We start from the raw sequence: 10,758 nt of genomic DNA, 5'->3' as shown, positions 1-10,758 counted from the left end.
CCCTCGGTCCCCGTCGCGCAATTCCAATGCCCTTGCCAGATAAACCATGAATCAAGTCTGACAAACAATCAGACCCAAAGTAATCAACGACACGCTACACTAGGTCCGTGCGGCGAGCTCCAGTTCCCGGACGGGCTCCGGGGCGGGACGGACGACGGCGGGATCCAACCTTCTGGAGGCCCAGCGGCGGATGGGTGTTTCCACAAATCGAAATGACAGGTACGCCATCAGCACGGTCAGGATTGCCGTCAGCGGTACGCTCACGGCCAGTGAAGGAACAAGGGGAATCAGCAGGATAAAGACCGGCAGGTGCCAGAGGTAGATTCCGTAGGACAGGTCCCGGCCCGGGCGGGACAGCCAGCGGTGGCTCAGGACCTTGGAGATGAGGCCATCCGGCAGAAGAACAAGCCAGCCGATGACTAGCCCGGCCAGTATTGCCAAGGCAGTCGGGCCGACGGTCCAGAAGATATCGAACCAGGCTCCGGGCGCGGTCGGCTCTTTGAGCGTGAACAGGGCGATCACCAGGGCGAGGCCCGCGAGCGGACCACCCCGGCGTACACCGGCCTGCAGCGAGACATGGAGCCGGGAGCCCGGGTTGATGGACGTCAACACCAGAGCCGCGGCGCACCCCAGCAGCAACTCGTCAGCCCTGGTATCCGGCCCGTTGTACAGCCGGGCCAGCGATGCCCCGCCGGAAACCAGGAAGAACCGTGAAACCAGGAACCCCGTCGCCAGGACGGTCGTGATCCAGGCGACGGTGCGGACCTTCCAGAACCGCAGCATCAACAGCAGGAGCACCGGCCAGACCAGGTAGAACTGCTCCTCGACCGCGAGGGTCCAGGTTGGGCTCAGCGCGCCGCCGCCGGTCGAGGAACCGAAGGCTCCGAAGTTGGACAGGTTCATCACGTAGCCGGCCGCCGGTATGGCATCGGCTTCCTGACCGCCCCACCCCGACGACGGAAAGATCAGGCCGACCATAACCACAACAGCACAAAGAACCAGCAGCGCCGGCCAGAGCCGGGCGAGCCGTTTGGCGTAGAAAACTCCAAAGCGCAGCCGGCCCGTGGAGCGGTACTCCTTCATGACCAGGAGCGTGATGACAAAGCCGCTGAGCGTGAAGAAAACGTCCACGCCAATGGATCCGCCGGGGGCGAACCCGGTTAAGGTGTGGAAGAGAAAAACGCCGGCCACCGCGATGGTGCGCAGCCCATCGAGTGCGTGCTGCCGCCCGGACATCAGTCCGGTTTCGGGCGCGAGCGGGCGTTCCGTCATGGTCGGGGGTCCCGTACTTGGCTGAAAAATCACCCCTCGAGCATAGGTAAGGTTCCATATGCTCAGCTGACTGCCGGCTGGGCGCCAGCTGGACGTGGTGGAATCACGGCCAGCCAACGCGGCCCGTCGAAGAGACGACCGACCACGTGACGAGCCACCAAAGGGGACGAGGCGGATGGCCGCTGACTGCAGCCGTCCCGTGTTACGTCAGCGCCATTGGCACGCCCGCCCGACGCGCACCGCGTTACCTGCACGAAACTCGTTCCTCACTACAATCTCGGTATGGGGACAAAACAACACAGAACCTTCTGCCCGTCGTGCGGAAACCACCAACCACGTGACCCACTACCAGAACGACGACGGCGGCCCGATGACCGCGACCGTCAAGTGCGCGGAGCACTCCGAGAGCGCCGCCCTAAGCAGTTCCGCGGTTAACTAACGGATCTTTCCAGGGCCGTCAATCTCCTATCTGACTTGCGGGTCGGCTTGCCAGCGAAATGACAGTGCCTCGTCATCGGTTTCCCGACCGGCCCACCCCGACGACGGAAAGCTCAGCCCGACCATAACAACGACAGCACAAAGAACCAGCAGCGCCGGCCAGAGCCGGACCAGCCGTTTGGCGTAGAAACTCGAACGCGGAGCCGGTCCGTCGTGCGGTATTCCTTCACGATCCGGAACTTGATGATAAACCTGCTGAGCGTAACGACAGCGTCCGCACCAATGGATCCAAAGGGGGCGAACCTGTTTGGGTATGGAAAAAGCAAGACGCCGGCCACAGCGATGCTGCGCGGGCCATCGACTTGGTGCTGCCGCCCGGAAATCAGCCAGGTTCGGGCGCGGCCGGGAGTTTTCGTTCTGGTCGGTTGCCGCGTACTAGGCCTAAAACTGAGTCAGTCAGCGTAGTCATGAGTCCACAAGTCCAGCTGTCTGCCGGCTGGACGCCAACTGGATGCGGCCAACAACTGACGCGCTTTCCAGGGGACGACAGCGGCGGGCTGCTGACTGTGCCGGTCCCGTTTTGACCACGCGGCGATGCCCGCCCGGGAATAATGGGAGTTCCCTGCTCCGCCTCCCTCAGCGACTCAGGGCACGCACGCCTTTGAAGGTTCTGGTGAGGCCTTGCCGTTGAGACTGCGGATCGCCACCTCCGCACAGGTAGCGGTCACCCGCTCCACGATTGCCTCGTCCGGCTTCTGCGCCACCCCAGAACTCGGCAGCGTCAGCTGTTGCGCCCAGGTTAACACAAACGCCCAACCTGCTGAGCCGGCGCTCGTCGTGGAAGCACGCGCGGGTCGAAGCCACCACGCCGCAGATCCGAGTTGCCTCCTCCGGGGTATCGTCCGGAGGGTCAGCGTCCGGCACTTCAATGCTTGTGACGGGACGGGCCAAGTTCCACTTGGATCCGTTTCAGTCCCGTCCCAATGCAAGGGCGGACTAAATGTCGTCGCCGGCGTTCCGGGACGTCAGAGGCAGCCGGTTTGTGAAAGAAACGCTCAGGAGCTGTGCGTGATGAATTTGTGCATAGTCCCATGTCTCCCAGCATGCTCGGGAGCAGAACTCGGGCGGCCGATCAAGTCGGACCCGCTTACGACAGAACCGGCATTTGGGGCCGATTCCCGCCAACCAGAGAAACTGTTTTAGCATGACTGCAGGCTAGACATCGCGTTGACTCATCAAAGATGCCCGCGTAGCTGCTATCGAAGAATCTTTGGTTATGCCCGCGTAGCGGCGCGTCTGCTGGGGTGGTATCCGCTGGCCCGGCACTGTGAGCCATGGAGCTTTCGATGAGCGAACGCAAGGCCGTCACGAAGACCACTGCCCTCCGATATGCCCGGTCGGACCTTGCGGCCAAGAAGACCATCTTGGACGAGCTGTGCGCCCTGACGCTTTGGCACTGGGAGCCATCAGGAGCGGACTCAGGGTACTTCTTCAGGCCAAGCTGACAAAGCGGGCAATGAATGACAGCGAGCCTGGAGCATGAGCGCCGTCCTTCTTGAACACGGCGCGAAGCTCCACTAGACAGCGCGGCATCAACATCCAACCACTGTGACGTCCGGGATCTCAGACCTGCGGCGAGCCATGTTGGCAGCTACAGCTGTTCGCAGTCCCCCCCACAGCGGTGCACGAAACGACGCCCGGCCCGGGCCGCGCGTCATCCGGCTGATCGAATCTTGGCCAGCCACCCCGCAAACTCGCTTTCCTGGCGGTAGCAGGTAGGTGTGCCTCCGCGCAGAGCGGCGCGGAACACTTTCATGCGAGCTCAATGCCGGTCAAGCACAGCGAGGAGCGCCACAACGTCGTTGCAGTCCACCCGTTCGCGGGCCATGCCTTATCCCACAGCCTTAATAGTGACGAGGCTGCATACAGGATTTCCCTCGTATGGCAATCCTCTTGAGTTAGCCGTACTACGTCATGTGGCCGTGTTGCTCGCGTGTACTGTGCTGAGACGGCTCGGCTATTGCCAGACTCGGCCGTTGACTGTGACTACAGCGGTGAATTCATCAGGCTCCAAAAGCATTGGTATCTACCGCAAGATACCCTTGGTTACTACAGGCAATTCGTCACGTTCGAACCGCAATGCTACTGGCGATAGGCCGGATCAGTGTTGAGCGTGTGCGAACGTCGGACACAGTCACTACGGCGCAGCCCGGGTACAATAACGATGACCGCTTGAATACGGCCGTTCTGGTGGAGCGCCATCCGGCTGCCTCCAGCCATCGACACAGGGGGACCCCGGTTTGGACTTACGCGACTATCTGCGCATCTTACGCCGCAACTGGCTACTTATCGTCGCGACGGCTTTGGTTGGGCTCTTAGTGGGCGGGGCTGCTTCCGTGCTGACAAAGCCGACGTATACGGCTGAAACTCAACTCTTTGTGGCAATTCAGAGTTCAGGAACGGTTCAAGAGTTGCAACAAGGCAATACGTTCAGTCAGGCCCGAGTTCAGTCGTACGTCAAAACTGTTGTGTCCCCGGTTGTTCTCCAACCTGTCATCGATACTTTGGGATTGGACTTCACGGCCGAGGAACTCGCCGAAAATGTCAAAGCTAACACTGACCTCAACACAGTCTTAATCAATATCTCTGTCTCGGATCACTCGCCAGTGCAGGCTGCTGCTATTGCTGAGGCCGTGGCATCCAGCCTGATCAAGGCGGTGGATACTTTGGAGAAACCAAAGACAGGCGGAACATCACCAGTCAGCCTTTCAGTCATTAAGCCCGCAATTGCTCCGTCCGCCCCAGCGGCTCCAAGCACTCGGATAAATCTCCTGCTCGGCCTTGTTATCGGACTCACGTTGGGAATCGCGGCGGCCGTGCTTCGCATGACGTTAGACAACAGAATCCGAGGAGAATCCGACGTCCGCCGCGTTACTGATGCCCCGCTTCTCGGAGGCATCGCGTTTGACCAGGATGCCACGAGAAAGCCTCTCCTGACTCAAGCTCCGTTCCAAAGCCCGCGGGCTGAGTCCTTTCGCCAGCTCAGGACAAACCTGCAGTTCGCGAATGTATCTGGTCACGCCAAGTCGGTTCTCATCACGTCTTCGCTGCCCGGCGAGGGAAAGAGCACAACAGCCACAAATCTTGCTATTGCCTTAGCTCAGGCTGGTCAAACCGTATGCCTAATAGATGCGGATCTAAGACGGCCGATGGTGAGCGAGTACCTTGGCCTTGACCGTAACGTAGGCCTGACAACAGCCCTAGTCGGCGTGGCTAAGGCTGAGGATCTTTTGCAGCCATGGGGCGACGACAAGTTGTACGTACTTACGTCAGGCCAAATACCGCCAAATCCAAGTGAACTGCTTGGATCTCATGAAATGAAGCAACTCATAGGTCAGCTGGAAAAAACCTTTGATACTGTCGTGATCGATGCACCGCCTCTTTTGCCCGTGACCGACGCTGCTGTGCTGTCTCAGCATGTGGCCGGCGTGGTTGTTGTTGTCGGCTCCCAAAAACTCCGCTACCAAGACCTCGAAAAGTCGCTTGGCGCACTGGAAATGGTGGGTTCAAACGTACTCGGTGTTGTGCTCAACCGGGTACCCACTAAAGGCCCGGACGCGTATGCGTACAGCTACTATAGCCACGACGACGTTGATGCCTCCAAGGACTTCCATGGCGCCAGCTCTCGGCGCCAGTCAGTCGATGTTTCGAGGAGCCAGCCGTCAAGTGCTTCGACACCCGACATAGACGACACGCTGTTTGATTCCGGCCCTCGACAGGCGAGTAATTTCCCGTTTGAGCGTCTCGACCGCACATAAAGCACAGAGATGGAAGACTGACGCGTCCGATAAGGGGCCTCAAGAACCCAACCGTTCGTCTGACAGTTCAATCGTTAAGTCCTTAGGTCGCACGGGAGGTTGTTGCCTCGCCTATCGTGTGAAATTGGGTAGTGCGCCCGTCCGGGCGGCCGTGACGGGACCGCGAGTACCGGTGACACGGTAATCAGGCAGGTTGAAGATCAAGCTGGCAGCATCTTCGGCCGCCACAGTAGGCTCTAACAAGGCTCGTGGTTCCTGTTCAGGTTGAATGCGTAGATAACACTCATCCCAGCAGGACCGCGAGTCTTCTGCTAGCTACAACACGAACCTATTTCCCCGGGAACCTTGAAGAGCCGCTAACCCGGCATCAACGCAATAAGGGGACAGGAAAATCTCAAAAGGAGCCTTCAGAAGTTGACCGACTGCACCCGACATGGCCAACAAGATCGTCCGGAAGACTTTTAGACGGAGTCGAGATTCTCAGTTCCAAATAGACTCCAGTTGAAGGCTTAGCCGGGCAGCGGTTGTGGAAGCCGTAAAGTCGTCCACCCTTCGCCTGCCGTCTTCCAACAAGCGTGCCCGCAGAGTAGCATCGCTGACCACACGAATAATGGCCGCCGCGAGTGCCTCTGGGTTGCCTGGCTCAACGAGAAGACTGTCAACCATGTCGTCGCAGGACTCAGAGAAGCCGCTACCCGTTGTCGCTATCAGCACGCCACCGCTCGCACGCACCTCCAACGCTATGTTCCCAAATGCCTCCCAACGCGAAGGACACACAACTACTGTCGCTTCACGCATGCACGCATAGAGTGACTCCTCATCAATTTGCCCCAAGAACACTGTTCGATCCCGCAATGACGGATCCAATTCGGACTGCAGCTGTTCCAGAGAAGGATCGATAGTCGTATCCCCCTCCCCTCCAGCAATAACGAAGCGGGCGTCTTCAAATTGCGCCGCAACATCCCGGAAAGCAGACATGGCAACATCAATGCCCTTAATTAGCTGCACTCGCCCGGCAAACACAACAACCGGCCCAGGGCCAGTGGGCCACAAGTGCGGAACCTGCGCCGTCCGCGCAATACCACTGGCACGTTCGACATTGATGCAATTAGCAACCACACGCCCGTCGGGCAATTTTCCTGCGAACCGCTTGGAGTTCCAATCGAGTATTGCACTAGAGCATGCTATTACGGCCATCGATCGACGGATCTGACGATCCTCACACCATATTTGAAATCGATCAAGCCATGACTTGAGTGCCGACCGCCGCGCAACGGCGTCCGGCCCGGCAATCTCGGTTATTAGACCGAGACTCGCAACCAAGTTCGTCACAAGATTGACGTTCCGAGGGGCAAATGAGCAGCTCCCAAGCCATTCAGGAACATACACATTCTCCGCCTCGATCCTCGAAAGAATCCGACGAAACAGTAGTACTCGGGGCAATGAACGAAGCCGCCAGGGGAGCCTTACCAAATCGGTGTTTACAACAACCGTAACCCCATCTATTTCAGCCGGCGCTGAGACGATTGCACTGTCAGCGACGAGGACAACCGTGACATCGTGCCCTTGGCGTGCAAGTTCGGGGATAGTCGCAGCGTACCGCCTCCCCACACCCCCGGTATAAGAAGTAAATCCCGCCAACTCAGTTAGGCAAATCACAAACTTCATAGCACTCCAATCAAGAAACCGAGCCAGCAAAAAACCCAATCTGCGAACCTATTCCGAGAAGAATCGCTGCGGCAAGAAAGGCGACAACGGCGACGATGGACTTCCTGTCCAACGAATCCTTCACAATATATAATCGCAGAATCAACCCAATTACATCTCTAAATATGCACATTAGGGCGCCAGCCATCAACGAAACATTCAATAAGTAGCCACACAAGAGAGATAGTGCTATTCCGACCACCTGTGCGGTAATCAGCCGATTGGACTGTCCATCAGAGATTATGTAAGCACTAGTTACCCATATAACTGCGGCAAAAACTCCTGTGACAGCGAAAATTGGAGCAACATCTAACGCCTCTGACCAAGAAGAATCGAGAATTAGAGGCAAGACAAACAAGCAAGCAACCGTTATCCCAAATTGCATCAGGAGGGAAACTCGAACCCCAATACGAATTCCTCGTCGAAGTTGAAATTGTCTCAACTCAACAGACCGTTCAGTCGCAATTTGAGAACGTATAGCATTCACGAGACCACTCGTGATCGCATCACTTGCTGTTCGAGCCACCGCTATGGCCAGGCTATATATTCCTACGGTGCTAGGTGAGGAAAGTAGAACGAGAATCAACCGCTCCAACTGCGACTGGCTCCAGCCAAGCACACTACTGAGCGCAGTCGGTAAGTAATAATTTCTCCAGAGCGGGGCCGGGTTTTCAAGATCACCACCTAGTGAGGAGTGCTTACTGATCAAGAAGAGAAACAGCGTCTCGGCAATCAACAACTGCAACGATGCTGCACCTATGTCAATAACAGGTAGAAGCGGCACCGCCACAGCGAGTGAAACCACGGAGGCTATCCCTTGGGCCTTGGCGATAGCCTTCCAGCCGGTTGGGGTTCTCTGAGCCTTCGTTAGGATGGAAAGATAGTTCGCAGTGACGACGGGCACGAGTACGAGTGGAAGCACCTTCAGTAAGATCTCCCATGAAAAATCGGACGCGGCTACAAGCCCAGTCGCGGAGGCCACGATAACGACGCCAGAAATACCGCTGATGACAGCGCTTCTGCGCACGAATGCTGGACCATTACTATAGTTCCAAGCTTCAACCCCTACCTGCCTAATAACACTGTCAGTCAACGCCTGGTGAATCGTCATAGCCAAAATAACAGTCGCATATTTGCCGACGGTTTCAGGCCCCGTGAAGACAGCGAGTAAAAGCGTCAAAATTGCCGTGGCTCCGCGCGAAATTATCCGCTCAAATATTGACATTACAACTGGCATCCAGGCTTTGGGTCTAGGCGCGGGCTCCAAAGATAGCCTTTCCCTTATGACTTCGATCCAATTTTTGTTCGGTGTGGACGCACGCCTCGGCTACACAAGCGGAAAGAAGAACTCCAGAAAGGGCAACCAGTGTTGGGAAAGCCTCAAAGAGATTAAACCCTGAGGCTGCCACAAGATATGCCGCCAGCATTGCAGGTGCAATAAAAGCTCCCCGTCGGACGGACAGCACTAACACGCCCAAGATCGCTGCGACTAGGAAGACACTCCCCAATATCCCCATGCTCACAAGTATCTGCACGGCACTGCTCTCGATGGGAAAGCCCGCCGCGTAACCGCCGGCCTTTTGCAATGCAGAGTCTGAAAGACCCGGGCCTGTACCCCACATTGATGATGCCTGCATCAAATCAGGGAGATTGTCTAGGTATGCGAAACGGAGCTCGGACGATCCTTGGCCTTCTACACTCGAATTTCTTTGGGCAAGAGGGCTGTCGACCTGCATAAACACAACAACAGCCAAAGCCAAAAGGGAGAATGAAGCAAGAAAACGACCTTGGCTCCGTCCCCTCATGCTTCCAAGGAGAGCGAACCCAACACCAACAACGAGCGCGGCTATTCCCGTTCGCGACTGCGTGAGAATAGTAGCACTGGCGGTCAGTCCAAGAACTAAAAGAGCCGATCGATAATTCCACTTTAGATATACTGCCAACCCTGCGGTACCAGCAACTGCCAAAAGCGTGGCATTGACAAGTGGATGTCCGGCGATAGTCAATATTCGATAATCTCCCCACTTTTGAGTAAGAGCACTGGGCGCGGCGGCATAAAATTCAGATAAAACATTCGCCTTAAAAACATACTCAGTGATACCGAAAACCGACAACGTAGCGCCACAGACCAGTACCATAAGGGCTAATGGCCAAATCATCCTGGGATCCGATGAAACAATTGAAGGTAGAAGAACCACAAAAAATAGAAGCAGTATCCAGATCAGTTTTCGTGAGTTATTATCGCTTCCACCAAACGGTATCTGAAAGGCACAATATACAGCCAGCAACCCCATTAGAATTGCAACTCCGTGCCCCATCCATTCAGGTCGCTGACCGAGGTTCCCGAGCACATACAGGAACATGATCACGGTGCTTGGTACTAAATAGGAGAAAATCACTCCCCCTGATGCATATGCAAACGGGACGAGGAATAGCAGAGTCGCCGCGGCTGACGGCCACCAGTAACGCGGATAGAATGCGCAGACCAACAACGACGGGCCCAGTACGGCTAACACAACGCCGTTCGCCCCGCCAAAAACACATGCCAGCAGAGAGACCCCCGCAATAGCGAGCAAACCCGCTATGCGAGCGACTTTCGTCGCTTTGCTCTCCTTTTCTTCCTCATCTACGGTAGGCGAATCCACACGAAGCGAGGCAGCAGGTACTGCCACCAGGATTTTGCGAGTCGCAGTTTTTGGCAGCATCATTCTCAGGTGTTTCGGCCTGTGGACTCAGCGAAGTCGGATCTTAGCTTGAACTCGTCAATGGTCCGCGGGATACCCGAGACGAGTTCGTCATGAAACGCCAATCCATATTCCTTGTCTGCCAGTCGAGCCCAAGACTTTACGAGCAGTTCTTCGGCAAACCATTTTGAGCGAAGTTCGCTCCTGGCTTGTTTCGTCGCAGTGACTTGGTTCGCGTGCTGCCTGTACATAAGCACAGGCGTAGTGACCACAGAAAAAGGCACATTTACTGTCGCCAAACGGAGCCACAAGTCGTAATCTTCAGCCCCTACACCCTGGTAGCCACCGACGGACTCAATCACGCTCCGCTGAGCGATCATAGTTGGATGCACAAAGGGATTCCGATCAAGCAACTCGCGGTTCGGCGAGTAGGCGCGCTGCGGACGTCGGAATGTAGGGCGGAGTGGGACGCCTTTGCCCGTGCAGTAGATCACATTTCCGAAGGCGATTCCTCCGTGATCCTCCAAGACTCTGCTTTGGAGTGAAAAACGCCAGGGAAGACACACGTCGTCTGCGTCCATACGGGCAACGGAATCTGAGGAAGACTCCTCTAGCAGGCTATTCAACGCTGTCGCGACACCACGGCTGGTGTTCCGGAAAAACAGCCTTAACCGAGGGTCATTAATGGACGCCAAGGTTGCCCGCGTCGTGTCGGTACTACCGTCATCCATTACCAGCAATTCCGCGGAATCAGGCAGTGCCCGCAAAGTTGAAACGACAGCTCGCCTGACGAAGGTCCCGCCGTTCTTTACTGGCATGAGCACACTCACCGAGGCCAT

The 10,758-nt window shown here is 56.6% G+C and carries 7 protein-coding genes; 2 read left to right on the top strand and 5 right to left on the bottom strand.

The window, feature by feature from the left end:
- Nucleotides 1-99 precede the first annotated feature (99 nt).
- Nucleotides 100-1,272 carry an acyltransferase family protein gene (locus NG697_RS16030; RefSeq protein WP_252614653.1) on the bottom strand — a complete coding sequence of 391 codons (1,173 nt, stop codon included), beginning with the start codon at nt 1,270-1,272 and terminating at the stop codon, nt 100-102.
- Nucleotides 1,273-3,056: 1,784 nt separating this feature from the next.
- On the opposite strand from NG697_RS16030, the gene NG697_RS16025 reads away from it, so the two are divergent.
- The gene (locus NG697_RS16025; RefSeq protein ID WP_252614652.1) at nt 3,057-3,215 is read left to right on the top strand and encodes a hypothetical protein; all 159 of its coding nucleotides are present in this window, start codon (nt 3,057-3,059) and stop codon (nt 3,213-3,215) included.
- Nucleotides 3,216-4,010: 795 nt separating this feature from the next.
- Complete coding sequence (locus NG697_RS16020; RefSeq protein WP_252614651.1) at nt 4,011-5,528, top strand: tyrosine-protein kinase domain-containing protein; 1,518 nt, start codon at nt 4,011-4,013, stop codon at nt 5,526-5,528.
- A gap of 480 nt (nt 5,529-6,008) precedes the next feature.
- On the opposite strand, the gene NG697_RS16015 is transcribed toward NG697_RS16020, so the two are convergent.
- The 4 genes from NG697_RS16015 to NG697_RS21405 are packed head-to-tail and all read right to left on the bottom strand — an operon-like array spanning nt 6,009 to nt 10,737.
- Entirely contained in the window at nt 6,009-7,196 is a 1,188-nt protein-coding gene (locus NG697_RS16015) for a glycosyltransferase family 4 protein (protein ID WP_252614650.1), read from the bottom strand.
- 10 nt (nt 7,197-7,206) lie between these two features.
- Complete coding sequence (locus tag NG697_RS16010; RefSeq protein ID WP_252614649.1) at nt 7,207-8,460, bottom strand: lipopolysaccharide biosynthesis protein; 1,254 nt, start codon at nt 8,458-8,460, stop codon at nt 7,207-7,209.
- A gap of 25 nt (nt 8,461-8,485) precedes the next feature.
- Nucleotides 8,486-9,943, bottom strand: coding sequence for an O-antigen ligase family protein (locus tag NG697_RS16005; protein WP_252614648.1), 1,458 nt, complete (start codon nt 9,941-9,943; stop codon nt 8,486-8,488).
- A gap of 2 nt (nt 9,944-9,945) precedes the next feature.
- On the bottom strand, nt 9,946-10,737 hold the full coding sequence (locus NG697_RS21405) for a glycosyltransferase (protein ID WP_374209943.1): 792 nt from the start codon (nt 10,735-10,737) through the stop codon (nt 9,946-9,948).
- Between the last annotated feature and the right edge of the window lie 21 nt (nt 10,738-10,758).

The organism is Pseudarthrobacter raffinosi, from assembly GCF_023913835.1.
In the GTDB taxonomy this organism is placed as follows: Bacteria; Actinomycetota; Actinomycetes; order Actinomycetales; family Micrococcaceae; genus Arthrobacter; species Arthrobacter raffinosi.
This window is presented reverse-complemented; position numbering and strand designations above follow the sequence as displayed.

Coding starts and splice junctions, on each gene's coding strand:
- NG697_RS16030 (WP_252614653.1), bottom strand. CDS start 1,272: ATGACGGAACGCCCGCTCGCGCCCGAAACCGGACTGATGTCCGGGCGG.
- NG697_RS16025 (WP_252614652.1), top strand. CDS start 3,057: ATGAGCGAACGCAAGGCCGTCACGAAGACCACTGCCCTCCGATATGCC.
- NG697_RS16010 (WP_252614649.1), bottom strand. CDS start 8,460: ATGTCAATATTTGAGCGGATAATTTCGCGCGGAGCCACGGCAATTTTG.
- NG697_RS16015 (WP_252614650.1), bottom strand. CDS start 7,196: ATGAAGTTTGTGATTTGCCTAACTGAGTTGGCGGGATTTACTTCTTAT.
- NG697_RS16005 (WP_252614648.1), bottom strand. CDS start 9,943: ATGATGCTGCCAAAAACTGCGACTCGCAAAATCCTGGTGGCAGTACCT.
- NG697_RS21405 (WP_374209943.1), bottom strand. CDS start 10,737: ATGCCAGTAAAGAACGGCGGGACCTTCGTCAGGCGAGCTGTCGTTTCA.